Source organism: Streptomyces sp. F001, assembly GCF_004187715.1.
In the GTDB taxonomy this organism is placed as follows: domain Bacteria; phylum Actinomycetota; class Actinomycetes; order Streptomycetales; family Streptomycetaceae; genus Streptomyces; species Streptomyces flavusporus.
Map to the genome: position 1 here is coordinate 1 of NZ_QZWF01000053.1, position 16,585 is coordinate 16,585.

General features: G+C 69.1%; 13 protein-coding genes and 2 pseudogenes. 1 reads left to right on the top strand and 14 read right to left on the bottom strand.

Annotated elements, in window-relative coordinates; all coding sequences use genetic code 11:
• On the bottom strand, positions 1-212 hold a 212-nt coding region (locus StrepF001_RS42260), incomplete at its 3' end, for a transposase (protein ID WP_165396556.1).
• Between the two features lie 455 nt (positions 213-667).
• Between StrepF001_RS42260 and StrepF001_RS42265 the strand changes: the two genes are divergently transcribed.
• A complete protein-coding gene (locus StrepF001_RS42265; RefSeq protein WP_129803399.1) occupies positions 668-1,267 on the top strand; it encodes a sortase in 600 nt (199 codons plus the stop codon).
• Positions 1,268-1,401: 134 nt separating this feature from the next.
• Here the strand turns inward: StrepF001_RS42265 and StrepF001_RS42270 are convergent, their stop codons facing one another.
• The 13 genes and pseudogenes from StrepF001_RS42270 to StrepF001_RS46075 all read right to left on the bottom strand — a co-directional run.
• Positions 1,402-1,593 (bottom strand): hypothetical protein, encoded by a 192-nt coding sequence (locus StrepF001_RS42270; RefSeq protein WP_129803388.1) that lies wholly within the window; start codon positions 1,591-1,593, stop codon positions 1,402-1,404.
• A 29-nt stretch (positions 1,594-1,622) separates the two neighbouring features.
• Complete coding sequence (locus StrepF001_RS42275; protein ID WP_129803389.1) at positions 1,623-1,874, bottom strand: hypothetical protein; 252 nt, start codon at positions 1,872-1,874, stop codon at positions 1,623-1,625.
• A gap of 658 nt (positions 1,875-2,532) precedes the next feature.
• Positions 2,533-3,267, bottom strand: a pseudogene (locus tag StrepF001_RS42280) (IS701 family transposase); the annotation flags it as partial.
• Between the two features lie 288 nt (positions 3,268-3,555).
• On the bottom strand, positions 3,556-4,200 hold the full coding sequence (locus StrepF001_RS42285) for a hypothetical protein (RefSeq protein WP_129803390.1): 645 nt from the start codon (positions 4,198-4,200) through the stop codon (positions 3,556-3,558).
• The gene (locus tag StrepF001_RS42290) at positions 4,200-5,000 is read right to left on the bottom strand and encodes a hypothetical protein (protein WP_129803391.1); all 801 of its coding nucleotides are present in this window, start codon (positions 4,998-5,000) and stop codon (positions 4,200-4,202) included. Before StrepF001_RS42290 ends, StrepF001_RS42285 begins: the two co-directional genes overlap by 1 nt.
• A gap of 1 nt (position 5,001) precedes the next feature.
• The gene (locus StrepF001_RS42295; RefSeq protein ID WP_129803392.1) at positions 5,002-8,178 is read right to left on the bottom strand and encodes a CHAT domain-containing protein; all 3,177 of its coding nucleotides are present in this window, start codon (positions 8,176-8,178) and stop codon (positions 5,002-5,004) included.
• On the bottom strand, positions 8,175-8,729 hold the full coding sequence (locus StrepF001_RS42300) for a hypothetical protein (protein ID WP_129803393.1): 555 nt from the start codon (positions 8,727-8,729) through the stop codon (positions 8,175-8,177). The genes StrepF001_RS42295 and StrepF001_RS42300 overlap by 4 nt, the downstream gene beginning before the upstream one ends.
• Complete coding sequence (locus tag StrepF001_RS42305) at positions 8,726-9,148, bottom strand: hypothetical protein (RefSeq protein WP_129803394.1); 423 nt, start codon at positions 9,146-9,148, stop codon at positions 8,726-8,728. Before StrepF001_RS42305 ends, StrepF001_RS42300 begins: the two co-directional genes overlap by 4 nt.
• 56 nt (positions 9,149-9,204) lie before the next feature.
• Positions 9,205-10,140, bottom strand: coding sequence for a hypothetical protein (locus StrepF001_RS42310; RefSeq protein ID WP_129803395.1), 936 nt, complete (start codon positions 10,138-10,140; stop codon positions 9,205-9,207).
• Between the two features lie 28 nt (positions 10,141-10,168).
• Positions 10,169-11,419, bottom strand: coding sequence for a hypothetical protein (locus StrepF001_RS42315; RefSeq protein ID WP_129803396.1), 1,251 nt, complete (start codon positions 11,417-11,419; stop codon positions 10,169-10,171).
• Positions 11,416-13,662, bottom strand: coding sequence for a hypothetical protein (locus StrepF001_RS42320; protein ID WP_129803397.1), 2,247 nt, complete (start codon positions 13,660-13,662; stop codon positions 11,416-11,418). The genes StrepF001_RS42315 and StrepF001_RS42320 overlap by 4 nt, the downstream gene beginning before the upstream one ends.
• A 629-nt stretch (positions 13,663-14,291) precedes the next feature.
• Positions 14,292-15,833 (bottom strand): substrate-binding domain-containing protein, encoded by a 1,542-nt coding sequence (locus StrepF001_RS42330; protein ID WP_129803398.1) that lies wholly within the window; start codon positions 15,831-15,833, stop codon positions 14,292-14,294.
• 144 nt (positions 15,834-15,977) lie between these two features.
• A pseudogene (locus StrepF001_RS46075) lies at positions 15,978-16,585 on the bottom strand (serine/threonine protein kinase); the annotation flags it as partial.

Consider the following 16,585-nt stretch of genomic DNA (forward strand, 5'->3'; position numbering starts at 1 on the left):
TCGTTGGCCCGCCTGAGCTCGGCGTTCTCCTTCTTCAACGCCTTGATCTGGGCGGATTCCTCCGTCGTCGTCCCCAGCCGCTGGCCGGAATCGATCTGGTCCTGCCGCACCCACTTGCGCAGCGTCTCGGTCGAACCGATGCCCAGCTTCTGCGCGACCGCCTTGAGCGCGGCAGACTCCGTCGGGTAATCGCCGAGCACCTCGGCGACCATGCGCACCGCACGTCGGCGCAGCTCAAGCGGATAGGAGGAATGAGCCTGGACCCGACCGGCACCGGACGCAAACGCTGGACCATGCGCTGGAAGGCCGCACTCCAAGCCTTCGACATCACCTTCGACGGCCGGCTCACCGCCGGACGCCGCTGAACAAAACCGACCGAGTTCCACCGTTCGCTACACAGACCCCCCTCTGAGAACTGCCGCTTCGAGGCAGGAACCAGCAGTCCAGCGAACAGTTCTCACCCGATTGACCCACATGTGCGCGACTCCGCCGGAGAACCGCCCTAATGTTCGAAGGTGTGAACACTCGAAGGAAGCGAATACGAGCCAACTTCGCCGTGCCCATAACCATGGGGGTCCTCGCGCTGACGGCTTTGGCAGGCGCGACAGCTGAAAGCGCCGCAGCCGAGAGCACCCCCCAACGACCGAGCACCGACGCCGCGGTGCCCATGTATGGCCTGCTGACGACGCCCGCGGCCCCGTCCGGCCCGGCCGCAGCCCCGTCCAACCCGGCCGCGGCAGACACCCAGGCCCCCACCCGCATCCAGGCCGCAACGCTGTCGATTCCCGCCATCGGCGTGTCCGGACTGCCTGTGGTCCCGTACCAGGGCAGTCCCGACGACGCGCCAGGCACCCGGATCCAGGACCAGGGCGTGGCCGCCAGCCCGCACGGCCCCGGCGGTGGCGTCGGCCCCGGCGACGTGGGCAACTACATCGTCACCGGGCACCGCGTCTCGGCAGGCGGGCCACTGCGAGCGCTGCCCTCGCTGCCGGCAGGCGCGTCCGTGTTCGTGACCGCCGGTGGTGTGACGTACGAGTACACGATCACCGGGACCCGGACGACCTCCTTCCGGTCGCAAGCCTCCATGAACGCACAGCGCGCCGCTGTCCCCGGCTCCCCCGGCACCGCCCCCACCCGCGCGATGATCACCGTGACCACCTGCCTCACGCCCGAGGACAACGCGGCGGGCAACTTCTGGCGGGACGCACAGAACAACCCCGAACACCGCATCGACAAGATCGGCGTCCTCACCGCCACCAAGCCCTGACCCCGTTTCAAGCGCTGAAATTCGCAGTTCAGAGCAGGAGTTGAGGTTCGAATGCAGCCTGGGCTGTGGTGACGACGGTCCGTCCGTCTCTGCCGGTGCGCGTGGTGCTCACCCTGCCAGTGTGCGCCTGGGGGCTATGTTCCGGCGGGGCCGCAGGTAGGGCACGGCTCGGTCTTGCCTCGTTCCTGGGCCTCGGAGAGGGAGACTTCCTGTGCGGGGTGGACAGTCCAGCCCATGGTGCGTGCGGTGTTCTGAGGGCCGGTGATGTGCCCGCATTCGGGGTCGGCGTGGTACCGGTCGCCGCGTGCGGTGATGTAGACGGTCATGCGGTTCCGTTCTGTGCGAGCGAGCTGGCTTACATATCCCCGAGGACTTCACGGCGCGCAGCTTCGGCCTTGCGGTTGAGGGCGTTGGTCATGCGTACGGCGGTGATGGTGAAGGCGATGCCGCCGGCGAGGAACAGCACCTGCGTGATGACGCTGATGATGCGGATGTCCTGGGTTGCGAGGGCGATGGCCAGCATGATGAAGCCGCCGCACGCCCAGGCGAACCAGATGCGGAACTTCTCGACTCTGACGGCCGTCTGCACATCCCTGTACGCGGACATTGCTTCCCCCCTGCGCTGATGTCGGGCACGCGCATTCTGACGCGCGATGCGCCGACTATGGAGAGGATGTGACGTGGTTGTGGCGTTCGCAAGTATCGCCGAGCACATGAGTGTTGGCTTGGCAACCATCGGCAGTCACCCGTGACACTCCAGTCGCATGGGCCGCTGAAGAGAGTGACCCCTGGGCGGGGTCGAGGCGCCTACTCTCCGGGGGGAGGTACGCGGGCGCCATCGTGCAGGGGCAGGCTCGTTTCCCCCCGTGACGGGTCTGCCCCTGCTCGTCCTACATGGCCCCTTCCATTACGGAGTCGTCGATGCCCCCGGCGTCGGCGATCCGCTGGAGCTCGTCGCTCCACGGCTGGTCGGGTAGGAGCTGGTTGAAGGCGTACATGGCGCACCACAGCACCACGAAGGCGATGTATGGCGACCTGTCTGCTGGGCTGGGCGCGCCCTCGCGGTAGGTCGGCTCGTCGTAGAGCCGCACGGTGTCAGGCCCGGTGTCGTCGAAAAAGCACTGTGCCGCGGTGAGTGTCGGATGCGCGAGCTGGGTCTCGGCCCTCCAGATCGCCAGCAGCGCGTCACCAAACCGCTTGAACAGCGGGGTGAACCTGTTGAACTGCTCAGCAGAGTTCGGTGGGATCACGGCGGCCGCCACCATGTCTCCGCGCGAGATCCTCTCCCACGCTTCGGCCGGGGCCTGAGCGAAGAGGCCGTCGATGCGGGGACAGCCCACGGTGAACTGGGACTTGGGCACGGCCAGCACGTAGCCGACGCCCGACTGTTCCAGCAGCCGGCGGAAGCGGCTCTCTTGTCCGTAGGCGGCGTCCGCGGTGACCCAGGCAATAGGCAGCGGCGAGGCGAGGGACCGAAGCACGATGTGCCGGGCCAACTCGCCCTTGGTGGCGAATACCTGCTCGTCAGGGACTTTGGCCGCGCGGCAGCGTTCGCGGTCCTCGGTCCAGGTCTTGGGCAGGTAGAGCTCGCGGTCGACCAGGGCCCGGCCCAGGGCCGTGGCGTAGGCGGCGAAGACACCGATCTGGCAATTCTCGGTGCGGCCGGCAGTCCCGGAGTACTGACGCTGAACCCCGGCAGAGGTGATGCCCTTCTTGATGAACCCGGTGTCGTCGATGATGAGGACTCCATCGTTCTTGCCAAGCTTGTCGGCGACGTATTCCTGCAGGTCGTCACGGATGTCGTCGGGGTTCCACTTCGCTCCGGCGAGCAAGTGCTGCAGGCCGTCAGGAGTAGCATGACCTGCCTCCTCGGCCAGTTGCCAGCTGTTCTTCCGGGCCACCGGGGCGAGCAGACCACGTACGTAGTCGCGCATGCGGCGGCGTAGTTCCACCCGGCCGAAGCGATGGCCGACGGTCACGAAGAGATCGTCCAGTTCCAGGTCCCACTGCTCGGCAACACGCGCGGTGATCACGTAGGGAGACTGCCCAGCACCCCTGTCACTACCTGCGGCGCTGTCGCACGATCGAGGGGCGGCCTCCCGAAGACCACCCCTGACCACTCCGCAGCCCGCTACACTCCAGCCGCCCAGTGAAACCCGCAGGTCAGACAGCGAAATCCTGCTGGAGTACTAATACGCCGAAGTCAGTAAAGCCGTAGAGCCGACCGGGGCTGTGCCGGGCTCGTGGTTCCGCCATGCGGGCTGCTGGCAGGTCCGTCGACCGGGTGGTCAGCCGGTGAGGCGGATCCGGCTCAGCTGGGAGGGAAGCCGGGCCGTGTAGGGGATGATCTTCATGGTGCGTCTGCGTACCGACGCGGCCAGAGCGAGGCTCAGTTCGGCCCCGCACGTGGTCGACGCGACCACCAGCATGGCGAGCCACTCAATGCCGTCGATGTTTGCGGTGGACGTCCGGCGAAAACGCCATTCCGGCTCGCGGCTGCCCTCGCCGTACGCGAGCACATAGGGCTCGGTGACCGGGCCGTCGGCGGATGGCGCAACGTCCACAGTGAGCGCGGGGGTGAGGGACAGTTCGAAGGAGAAGGAGACCGCTCGCCGCTTGGCCGGATGTCCCTGTGCGGCAGGCTGGAGCCCGTACGCAAGAGGATGGTCGTCGGAGCCGTCGACACAGGCGAGGCCGGCGGTGACCGAGGCGCGCACAATGGGCTCGTCGGTGGCGTCGAAGCTGCACGGGATTGCCACGGCCAGGACGATCACGCCGTCCTCGCTGCCGAGGTCCCGAACGATCGGAACCCCGAGGGCGCAACGGGCACCGCTGTCAGGGGGCAGTGGGTCGCGGCGCTCCACCTCCACCAGATCGACATCGATCAGCCTCGGGTCGTCCGGCAGCTCCAGATCGACTCGCATTTTCCCCATCACGTCTCCCTTCCCGTGGCCAGTCCGTTGATCGTGTCGAGCCGCCGCCGGTGTTCGGCGGCGGTCTCGGTGTAGCCGAGCCGCTCGTGCAGCTCCGCGGACTGGAGAAGCCGCGTGCGGTACACGGAGAGCACCTCGGCGGACGTGCTCTCACCCAACGGCAGGAGCAGTCCCAGGTCGGTCCACTGAGGATCGTCCACCTGGCAGGCACGGACGAGCGCCCGCTCGCACGCCGCCACGGCCAGGTGCTGCTCGTGCGCACGGGTGTAGCTCTCCGCGAGGGTGCGGGCGGCGCGGATCGCGTTGTGGTCGTCACCGGCTGCGAGGGCACGGCGCTCGACCTCCGCGAGGCGCCGACGGGCGTCGTCGCCACCGTCGGCCAGGCTCTTGTGCAGGGTCACCAGGTTGGCGCAGGCGAGCCGGAGCAGTTCTCGCGCGTCGGCTGCCACGGCGTACTCCAGCGCCTGCCCGAAGAGCGGTTCGGCGCGTCGGAGGTCTCCGGCGGACGCGTGGGCCACCGCCATGTCGAGGGTCGCCTTCGCCGCGCCCAGCTCGTCGCCGATCTCCTTGAGGATCGCGACGGCCTCGGTGGTGTAGAGGACGGCTTCCTCGAAGCGTGATTCGTACGCGTACAGAAGTCCCAGGTGGGCGAGATGCCCTCCGGTGGTGTGCGGGTCGCCGCTGCGGCGTACGGCTTCGCTCCCCACCAGCTCGTAGAAGACGATCTTCTCGTGGTTGGCCATGTTCTCCACGCGGTCCGCCGCCAGCCGGTCCTGGAACGACGCCTGAGCATCGGTCATGTCATCTCCCCACCGCGACGAACGCCGCCCAGTACCGCGAGTCGCCGAACGGGTGCTCGTCATCGTCGAACAGGTTGAGACGTGCGCGAGTACCCGGCGCCATGGGCAGTTTCTCCCTCAGCACCGGCGGAGTCGCTCCGGCCAGCCAGCGCTGCGCCTCGGCCAGAGCCTGGTCGATCCGCGCCCCGGACTCGCCCCGGAGCAGTTCATGGAACCGGATCATGAGCGCCTGGGTGGCGATGTCGTCGACGCGCCACAGCGACCCCACCACGCATGCAGCCCCCGCCTGTGCCATCGCCGCGGGCAGGCCCAGCGCCTCGTCCGGGTTCTCTGTGCCGACCACGGCGCTCTCGCACGCCGACATCACCACGAGCCGGGTCCCCTGCAGTGTGCGGGCCCGGTCGTCGAGGAGCGCACGAAGGGTCAGCGGGCCGTCGGCCAGCTTCAGTCCCGAGCTCAGCGGCCCGCTGTCGTCGTAGAAGCCGTGGCAGGCCAGGTGGACGATGTCGAAGCGGTCCTCGCGAAGGTGCCGAAGGACCTCCTCGATCCGCGCAGCCTCGCCCACCAGCAGGATCGGACGGGGGGCCAAGCGGGCGACCGCCCGTGCCTCCTCGGCGGCTGCCTCCATGTCCCCGAGCGGGTCTCCCACCGTCAGCACCGACGCGCAGCGGGCGGAGGGATCATAGGCGCTCATCGTCTGCGCTGACAGCGCGTACGAGACGTGCACACGCCCGAGTGCCCCCTGATGCACCGGCAGGAGGCCCAACTGCCCACATGCGAGCAGATCCAGGCGAGCGATCCGTTCAGGTATCGCAGCCGCGAGTTTCGTCATGAGGCCGCGAACGCGGACTACGCCCGCCATTGCGGCGTCGGCAGGATCGGCGTGCGCTTGGACGGCCTCCGCCACGTCTGCGGAGGTGACGTCATCAAAGACGGCGGCGGCAGCGGGCTCGCCTCCGGTGCCGGTGGTCACCAACAGGGCCACTGATCCGCGGCGTGTGGCGATGACATACGACAGCGCGGTGCTCGTACCAGTCCGGGCGGCGATCTCGCCGAAGTCCGCCCGCTTCAGGAACTGGGCCTTGCCCGGCAGACCCTGGATGCGGGTGATCGCCTTTCGCAGCGCCTCGCGCGCTTGGGCGAGTTCGGTGCTGAGCTGGAGGGCACGTGCTTGGACATCGTCTCCGTCCCCCTCTGCCAAGAAGTCACGATTCAGGCTGCTCACCGCGGCGAAGCGTTCGGCGGCGTCCGCGAACGCCCGATAGGCCGCAGGGTGCCCGGCCTTGACATCCTCCAGGTCGGCGTTGGTCTGCTCGAGAGTCTGTCCGATGATCCTGGCCCGGGCCGACTCCGCCATGACGACCGCCTCGGGGAGCCGTCCCGCCCGGGCCAGCGCGTGGCAGGCCTCGTGCCGGAGTGTCGCAGACGAAGCCAGCAATCGCCGCTGGGCGGTGTCGAGCAGCATCGTGTTGAACAGCTCGTCGGCGGCTGCCACCGCGCTCCGGTACGCGTCGGCCGCGACCGGCCAGTCGCCCGACGCGGCGTGCAGTGCGCCGAGCCTGCGTGCCACGTCCCGGTGCATGTGCGCGTTGTCCCGGCTGAGCCCGGCCGCCGTCGTCAGCTCGGCGATCTGCTGGGCTCTGGCCCCCTGCTCGCCGAGCGCCTGCCGGGCACCCCAGACATCGGAGAGGCGATCGTGGAGCATGGCTGCTTCGAGCGGGCCGGCCTTGGCGCGTTCGAGCGCCTCCAGCGCCTCGTGCAGGGCGGCCGTCCCCTCGGCCAGCGATGTCAGGGAGCTGGTGTCCATTCTCGCCGTGGCCAGGGAGGCGTGCACGCGCGCCCACTCGGCGGGATGGAGCTCCGGGCTGCGGAACTCCTGCGCCTTCTCCAGCGCGGCGATGTGGTCGGCGGAGCGGCCGAGCATCGCGTACGCGGTGCTCATACCAAGGTGGACGGAGGACAACTGGCCGTGGCCGGCCCGCTCGTATCCCCGGCGTGCCTCCTCGAGATGGATCAGGGCTTCTTGTGGGTCGCGGCGCTGCTTGAGGATGAGCATGCCCAGCTTGTAGTGGGTGTCGCCGTACCCTCGTGGGTTGTCCTCGATGCCCTCGGCCTCGGCGACCCGCGCGTACCACTGCCGCGCCCTGGCGAAGTTCACCATGTCGTCGCCGGTGGCGCGGGCGGCATGGGCCTGACCCAAGTTGCTGGCGATGTCGCACCACTCCCGGTGGCCCGGAGGCGCGACCTCGACGGCCGCTTCGAGCAGGGCCACCGCGCGCTCGAGACAGCTGGTGCGCTCGCCGGAACGCGTCGCTATCAGGTCGGTGGCCAAGTTCGAGGCGCAGACCGCCCAGGCGAGCCGGTCGCCGGAGCGCTCGAACAGCTCGACGGCGCTTTCGCCATGGCTGCGCGCGAGGTGTTCGTTGAGGTCCGGACGGCCGCACATACGTCGGGCGTAGGCGCGGGCGAGGTCGCTGTGGATCGAGGCAAGCGTCCCCGGTGGCGTATCCGGTCCGCAGTCCTTCACGATCGCGTGGCTGAGGACGCCGATCGCACGCTCGACGTCCCATGGGGTCGGCTGGGTGCGGTTCAGCAGAGCACCGGCGAGCAGGAGCCGGATCAGGCTGCGTGCCTCCGGGGGCGTCTCCCTGGTGACCAGGGTCAGCGCCTGGTCGGCGAGCCGCTCGGCCACCGCGGTCGCCTCGTCGTCGTCGCGGGTGTCACCCAGCGCGCCGATACGCGCTATCAGTTCGGCCACGGCGGGCGGCTCGACACGTGGCCCGTGGCCCTTCGTCCGGAAGCTGCCGGAGGCCTCGCCGCTCGCGACACCGAGCATGATCGGCGCCATCGAGAGGGGAAAGTGGGGGACTCCGGAATCCGTCTGTCCGAGGAACTGCCGCAGCCGGCGCTCCTCCGCGCTGTCCACGGCCGCGCTTGTGTGCGGCGGCGCGAAGTACACGAGATACGGGGGAAGAGGACGCACGGCGAGGAATCCGACGGACACCGTGCTCACCTTCCGGCACCTCTCGCATGCGGCGTCGTGCGACTCGCCACGGCTCAGCTCGGCGAGTGCGGACTCGTCGGCCGACGCGTCGAGGATTACGGGCAATCGGGCGTGCTGCCGGGTGTCGCAGGCGGGGCACGTCCAGGGAACGGCCTCCCGGCGGGTGACGGTCATGACAGGTACGACTCCAGCTCGGCGACGAGTCGGGCGGTACGGTGGGCCTCCCGCGCGGCGCCGGAGCCGGCCTGCTGGAAGAGCTCCAGTGCCGCTCTCGCGTGCGTCAGCGCCTGCGCATAACGCCGGCCCCGGTGCACCATCGTCTCGGCCAGGTCGTGGTGCGACTGCCCACAGCGGAATCCGTCGCCGACGGCGGCATGCAGCCGGATGGCCTCTCCCAGGTGGTATTCGGCGCGTTCGGCCTCGTCCAAGTGCTTGTAGATACCCCCGAGTTGGTGATGCAGGACGGCCAGGTTCCCGGCTTCCTCCTTCGGCATGAGGCGAAGCGCGGCCAGGTAGTGGTCCCGCGCTCGCTGGAGCAGTTCTACCGCCTGCGGGGGCAGGAAGAAGGTGAACCGGCCGGCTGCGCCGGTGTCCAACCGGCCAGCGGCCTGAAGCCGCCGCAGATACTCGCTGACCAGTTCCTCGAAGAGCCGCAGGCAGGCGGCTCCCTGGTTGCTGAGATTGCGTGCCTCGTCACGCTCGTTGACATCCGAGGCTTTCTTCATTTCCACAGGCGTACCTCGATCCGGCACGGGTCGTCGGGCGGATCAGTGTCGGTGCAGTCGAAGTGGGCATCGATACGGGTCAGGACCGCGTCCTCGGTCGTGGCCGTCCGGCGGTGCCCGTCCGGTCGCATCAGCACCAGTTCGACACGGGCGTGCCATCGGAGGACTTGCAGGACGTGGGCGTCCACGGACGCGACGATGCGAGAGAACTTTTGATTGGCTCTTGTGAGCACCCCGATGACGTCCAGCGCCGGGCGCAGGTCACCCACGGGGGAGGCCACCCTGAAGGGCTGAATACGCAGCACGGCAGCGACCGCGCCCGCCGAGGCCTCATCCCGGACCGGCCGCAGATGACACTCGTGGGCGCGCCACTCCGACACCGTCCACTCGGTCATGGCATCGTCGAGGAGGAGCCCCATGCGCTTCCATTCGGGCTGGTACCCATAGTCCAGTTCGGGGGCACGGGAAGCGTCGCCTACACGGTGACCGTGACGATCAGCACTACGACCGCCACCAGCAGCACCGTCAGCGCCGCGCAACTCCACGCCATCCGCCGCAGAAAGCGCTCGGTGATCTGCCGGTCCGGACTGCGGTAGTGGCCCGCGGTCTCCGGAGGCGCCGTCACTTTTCCCTGCCCCACCTCGCCTTCGGCCGACGACGTGACCGGGGTGGGCGTAGGCGGGGGCGCCGGCGCTGGGCGCTCACCGGCCCGGACGAGCAGCGTCAGCGCCGCGCCGGGCCAGGCTTCGCGGAGTCTGCGGAGGGGACCGTACCGCGCGAATTCCTCCCTGACGTCGGACTCGTAGACCAGGTCGCCCGTGATCGCGACACCCTCATGGCGGCCCGCGAGCAACCAGGCCACGCGGTCGAGGAAGACCTGCCGGTCGTCGCTGTCCCCCAGCACGCCGGACCACACGTCCGGTACGGTATTCGGACGCTCCCCGGGCTGGGAGTATCGAGCCACTTCCAAGTGCCGTACCGCCGCCTCGAACCGGTGGCTCCGCTCCCGCTGATGCTCCGGTTGGTGCCGCCCGCGCAGCCGCCTAACGGCGTCGTCGGGGAAGGCCGCCGAGAAGGCCTGGCTGAGGCGCGCCGAGGCCGCCGCACCCACGACTTCCTCCAGCCACACTCCGACAAGCGGCAGCGCCACCTCCGTCACCTCGGGATCACCGCACGCGCCGTCCAGGGCCACCATGAAGTGGCGGGGCCGTCCCCGGCTGTCACGCCGCCCCGAGGAGATGGGGGTCAGGTACAAGGACCACTCGCCGGCGCGGGCCCTGACACACAGCCCCTGCCCGTTCCAGTTCACCAGGTCCTTGAAGTCGGACCACCACTCCTCTTCCGGTTCGCCGCCGAGGAAGTCGTACTCCTCGTTGACCCCCTCGCCGCGCATCTTGACGTAGGCGTACATGCTCACACCTCCCCTCGCGCCCAGCGGCTCACAGGCGGCGCACCCGATCGCTGTAGTCCTGCTTGGCCAGGTCGTCGACAACGGCCTGCAGGTTATGGAGAGCCTCCAGGGCCCGCAGACGTTCCTGGCCGATCCGGTCGGAGGTCTGTTGTTCACGCGCCCACTGGCCGAGCCCCGCGATGCGCAGCCACCGAAGGAGGGAGAGCGGGGCGTCCGGCTCGGTCAGCCTGATGAGTTCGGACCGCCCGATCCGCCCGGCGATGACGTTGTCGGCGGCGCGGAAGAAGTTGCCCACGAGGCCGCGGTCCCGATTGGCGTATGACTGAGAGGCCCGGTGCTGCTCGGTCAGGGTCCGCTCGTGGTCCTGCTCGGCCTTCCTACGAGCTTCGGTGAGGATACGGCACAGGGCGATCAGCAGGTCGTCGACACCTCGGATGTCGCGCTTGCCGTCGTTGACGATGCGGAAGTGGGGCTCACATCGCACGCCGGTGTCAGGGTCTGGCGGCCAGGTCACATAGACACGGTCCACGCAGCCGAGGGTGTCGATGGGCAGGTAGAGCATGTGGGCGTGTGGCGCTTCCGTGCGAACCGCCTTCATGCAGCCGGCGTATGTGGTACGGAACTGCTCGTAGAGCTCGACGGAGCGGTCGGAGCGGCGGGCGCGGTGGTGGTCATGGGCTGGGCGGACGTAGGTCTCGCACTTGACCGGCACGAAGATCACCAGAGCCGGGGACTCCGGCGCCGCCGCGCGGCCCCTGGCCCACAGGCGCAGCACCTGCATGGTGTCGTGCAGGCGCAGCAGCATCGGCACGGCGCGGCTCTGACGTGGCGTCACCGCCTCCATGATCGAAGGCGAGTCGACGGGCACCAGCAGGACGGAGCTGCGCAGCATGAAGTCCTGGAGCGGTTCCCAGGACTTCTTGATGCCCGCACTGTCCTGGCGCGCCTTGGGATCCAGCCAGCCTCCCGGGTAGTCCTTGATGTGCAGGGCGATGCCGCCGTCGGGCAGTCCGGGGTCCATGCGCAGCCGGAAGTCAACGACTTCTTTGCTGGCTGACAGAGATTCGCTCACGAACTGACCACGCTGCACCACACCCGCCAGCGCATCGGCGTGGTACGCCATCAGGCCGGCCGTCGGTTCGTCGTCAGCGACCACCGTGACGCCGCTGCCCGCCAGTACATCCTGCCCGGCGAGGAAAACGGCGCTGATCAGCGAGGTCTTCCCCACGCCACTCGGACCGACCAGCCCGATGTCGAAAGCTACGCGACCGCCGCTCATGCGCCCTCATCTCCCCGCGCCGCATGCCGCGCGAGGGCCTCGCCGACCCCGTGCGCGAGTTCCGCCAGGTCGTGCGCCCGCTTCGCGGACGCCTCCAGTTGCCCGAAGTCGTCGGGCCACAGCAGGTCGCGGTGGTTGCGCGCCAGCCGCAGGAACTCCCGCCGTGAGTCGGCGGAGAGAATCAGCTCGTCCTCGAACTGCTTGACCGCCGCGTAGAGCACCAGGGCGGGAAGCACGGCTTCGCGCTGCAGGGCGACCATGGTCTCGAAGGCGGCCTTGTGGGTACGCTCCCGCAATTGCTGTTCGAGCAGCTCGACCCCCGCCTCGTCCGCCGGGGCCAGCAGGGCCACCCTCGGCCGCCCGGTGTCGGGATCGACGCCTTCGAAGCTGAATCCGTCCAGCTCCTCCCGCACTCGCGGGTGGAGATGGGTGCGGTAGTCCAGGCGGGTTTGCAACAGGTCGCGCACGGCGTCCGCGAGGACCGGACAGGAAGACGCTCGCAGACGGCCTTCCAGGTGGTGCAGCGCCTGCTTGCCGGTGGCCTTGCCCAGCAGGGGCGCGCAGGGCTCGCGGAAGGCCTCCGCGATGTCCTCCCAGGTGCGGGCGAGCTGCTCGTTGAAGAAGTCGTCCAGGGACCGGAAGCGCCGGGTCACCTCGACCCGTACCCGGTGCATCTCCTCAACGAGAAAGGGCGAGGCAGCGCGCTCGGTGGGCATGATGAGCCGTGCCTCCTCCTGCCAGCGGGCCGTGCCCTTGCCGAAGCCGTCCTCCGCCCAGGCACGCACCTCGTCGAAGACGGCCTCAACGGCGTTGGTGTACCGCTCGTCCACGCCGTCGCGATGGGCGGCGCGCCACAGCTCCTCGACCACTGCCCGCAGCCGCTGGTCCACCTTCCAGCGCAGCTCCGCCGCCCGCTGCTGGAGCAACTCCTGTTCAAGATGTGCCAGCTCGTCGGCCCCGGCCCGGCCGGCGAGGAGCTGCGGCAGAGCTTCGGATATGCGGCGGGCAGCGTCCGCGGCTCGTGCCATCACTCCGGAGTACACCTCGTCGTCCATCTCCGGCAGGGTTCGCGACAGTGACTCCAGCAGGGGGATGAGTAGGGTCTCGTTGACCACGGCCGGGTCGATGGCGTTGGTCTCCAGGACCTGGTAGAACCCGCCGTCCGTGCTGGCATTTACGCGGGTCCGCAGATCGTTCCGGAGCGCTTCGATGCCCCCGGTCGACTCCCCGCCGTGGTTGATGACGAAGTGGACGTAGTGGCCGGGGGTACGCACATGGCCACGCGCCTTGTCCAGGAGCTTCAGAGCCCTGTCGTCGGCGTTGGTGTAGTAGGCGGCGGTAGTACTTGGCCGTACCACCAGCAGTACAGCGTCCACATCGTGGCGGAGGTCGCGCACATGCCGCTCCTCCGCGCCGGACGCCACCTCGCCGAGGCCCGGCAGATCGACGACGACCAACCGCGAGACATCCCCGTGCGGGAAGGGGCTCTCGATGATCGCCTCGCGAACGGCCAGGTGCGGCCGGTGCGTCGTGCCGGCCGACACCTCCTCGCGGGTCGGATAGGCCACGAAAGGCCGCAACCCTTCCAATCCGCGCTCGATCTGGCTGCCGGTGAGCAGATCCGCGTACGAGTCGAGCGACGCCTGAATGCTCCTGAGGTTCACCAGTAGGGCGTTGTCGCTGTGCTGGGAAGGGTCGTCCGGATCCGGCCGGGGATATGTCCAGTGCCGGAACTCCTCCACCGTGCGGGGCATGCCCTCCAGTCCGAGATCCTGATGATACGGGGCGACGACATCCGCCAGGAACGACTCGGGGCTGTGCATGCGCAGCAGGACCCGACGCCGGTCGCTCTGCATGATCCTGCTCCGCACGGCGGTCACCGGCACATGCGGCCCCGTGGGTATCTGGTCGTCCGACAGCCCCGAGACGCTCTGGAGCAGCGTGCTCTTCCCCACCCTGGCCTTGCCGCTCACGCCGATGTTGATCGTGGGTCGCACGAACCGGCAGCGCGCCGCGCGCAGATCCTCCAGCGTCGCCGCCACCTCGCTCCGCAACCCGGCGAGGACGGCGGCCTCTTCCGCCGCGGCTCCTTCGGCCCGTCCTGTCGGAGCCTCGAGCGACTTCGCGATTCTGGCGAGGCCGGCCTCGGCCTCGGACCACGCACCGATCTCGGTGTCGACCTCGGCGAGCCGACCGTGCCGCGTGGCCACGAGCGCTTCGATGCGATCGGAAATCTCCCCCACTGACTTTCCCCCCTTGTTGACTCCGTGCCATGTGGCGCGCGGACGGGCGGCACATCCCGCCGTCATGGCCGTCTGCGCTCCGAGCCGCGTATCGCTTGATGCGACCGGCGCGCGTCACGCCCCATCGCGGCTGAGACGTCCCCCCTCAAGCAGTGTGGCTGACCTGCGCCGAAGCGCCGGTTTCGACCACTTGTGTCGCCTCATTCTGCAATGGCCGGAGGGCCGGAGGCCCTCGGTCGCACGATCGTCCACAGGCGGCTGGGAGCACGTGGGGAAAATTGCGCTCCCTCCGGGCGCCCCCGAGCGCCGCCGGTCGGCGGGTGTGGGAATTTCCAGCCCGTGGTGACTTTGGCGGGACGGCTTCGGTATTCCGCGCCAGCTGTAACGCTCGGTTACTATGCTCGCTTCGTGCCAGCCGGAGGAGTGTCACATCACGCCACCCGCGTCGCCACCGACCAGCTCAACGCCCGCGCCCGACCCTGGATCTGGGGCACACCCGCACCACCCACCAGGCGCTTACGCCGCCGATATGTGTACATCCTTTGAGGAACGCGGCATTAAGGGCCTGGGGGACCCCCAGGGCGGCACGGGCGTGCGGCACCCGCCACCTCGTCAGTCCGCGGGCTGACTTACTCGCACAGCTTCGGGTCCCGCAGGCACGGCAGATGGCCCTTTTCCCGGATCACCTTCTGGCTGGTGGACTCGTCGAAGTAGGCGAGGAAGCTCGCGGCGAGGGAGCCGGGGCGTGGGGTGCCGTGGGTGTAGGCGTACTCGATGTCCTTGTACGGATAGTGACTGCCGCCCTGCTCGATCTGCCGGTCGTCGGGCTTGTCGCCGCCCAGGGCGACCATGTGCACGCCCTTCCGCTCCGCGGCGGAGGTGAGTTCGCTGTAGCCGATGGCGCCGGGCTGGTCCTCGACCATGTCCAGTACGTCCTTGGTGGAGGCGAGTTCGCAGCGGGTGACCGCGTCGCCGACGGGCTCGGGCGGCCTGCAGTCCAGTGACGTGCTCTGTGCCTTCTCCCAGTCGCCGAGCACCCGTTCCTGGAAGATCTGCCGCGTGCCCGACTCGTCCCCCCGGCTGACCAGGACGATGGGCAGGTCGGCGATCGCCTCCTCCTTCGGCAGGACCTCTCCCCAGCGCGTGTACTTGCCCGCGTAGATGTCCCGCACCTCCTGCAGGGACAGGCCGCCCGAGCCGAGATCGACGTCCTTGCCGGGTTCGTCGTCCTTGTGGACGACGAGGGTGAAGACGGACAGCGCGACCTTCTCCCCCTTCAGGTTCCAGCGCTTGCCCATCGGGCCGTCCGAGAAGGCGATCACGTTCCGGGCGGATTCCTCCGACTGCTCGGCCAGGTGGGCGAGTTCGGCCACGCCGGCCTCGCTGCCGCGCGTCTCGACCGAGATGTCCGCGCCCTCGCACTTCTTCTCGTACTGCTTCGCGAGCTTCTCGATGACCGGCTCGAAGGCGGTCGAGCCGGTCACGGTCAGCTCGCCCTGCTCGCACTCGATGGGGTTGCCGTCTCGCAGGAGGATGATGCCGGCGAGGCCGAGCACAGCAAGTGCGAGCGCGCCGCTGACCAGCTGGGCCGGGAGGCTGAACGTGCGCTGCTTCTCGTCCGGCTTGGGAGCCCTGTTGCGATGGACCCGGCCGTCCTGGATGTCACCGATCAGCTTGACCTCGCCGTTCACCCGACCACCGGAGAGCAGCACGAGCAGCTTGAAGTGGTCACCGGGATTGAGCGGGACACGCGGGACGTACACCTTGTTGCCGTCGTGCTCGAACCCGTTGCCGCGCCTGAAGTGGCTGCCCAGGTGCTCGATACCGGACGGCTGGGTGACCGCGACGGCCTGTACCGTGCGTCCCGTGAACTCGGCGGTCAGGCCGTAGGCCTCGAATGCGGTGTAGTCGTCGCGGGCGATGCTCTGCGATCCGTCGTTCTCGATGCGCAGCAGGACGAGCGAGGCGTCGGCCATGTTCGGGACGTCGAAGTCCCCGAGGCGGGGGTTGGGAGACGCCCCGTCACCTATGGGGCTGTCCATCTGTACGCGGTAGCCGATCCGCTTCTGGCGCGGCACCCGGCGGTCGTACAGGAACATCGCGAGGGGTACGAGGACACCGACGACGGACGTGCCCACAGCGATGACGTTCTCATTGGTCAGCCACTCCACCGGTGGTCCCCCGCCACTCCCAGAGCCGAATGGTGGGATCACCGTACGTCTGCCCGAAGGGCACGTCAGGCCCTTCGCCCCGATGTTCGCTGTACGTTCAACTTACCCACGGGAAACGGGACTTCGGTCGTGGCCCGGTAGACGTCACTGGCGCCGGTACGTCAGTTTCTCCCCGGTGGTCGCGTTCACCCGCTGCAGCCTGCCGTCCGGTTGCAGGGTGATCTCGGTCGCCGCGCCGGGGGTGCAGGCGGTGGCCGGTTCACCGACGGTCACCGTGGACGGTCCGATCCGCACGGGGCCGTCGGCACTCGGCTGCTCGGCCAACCCGGCCTCGAAGACGCAGTGGTAGCTGCCGCCGTCCTCGGCAGGTCCGTCGGCGGTGAGGGACAGGACCGTGTCGCCCACCTCGCCCTGCTGGAGGGTGAGCCGACGGGCGTGCTGCCCGTTCGCGTTGTCGATCGTTGTCGTCCACGTGCCCAGGTACGCGGCCGGGATCGCCCCGTCGGAGGGCGCGGCCGAGGGCGTCGGGGACGAGGATTCGGCAGTGGGCGGTTCGGAGGTCGTGGACGCGCCGGTGGTCCCGACGGCTGTCGGCCCGGGATCGGGGCTGCCCCCGCCGTCCAGGAGCGCGTACACCGACCCTCCGGCGGCGAGCGCGACGACCACCGCGACCACGACCAACGCGACGGTGGCACGCCCACTTCGGCGCGGCCGGTCCTCGGGCGGGCCGTAGGGCGAGGTGACGGTGGGGT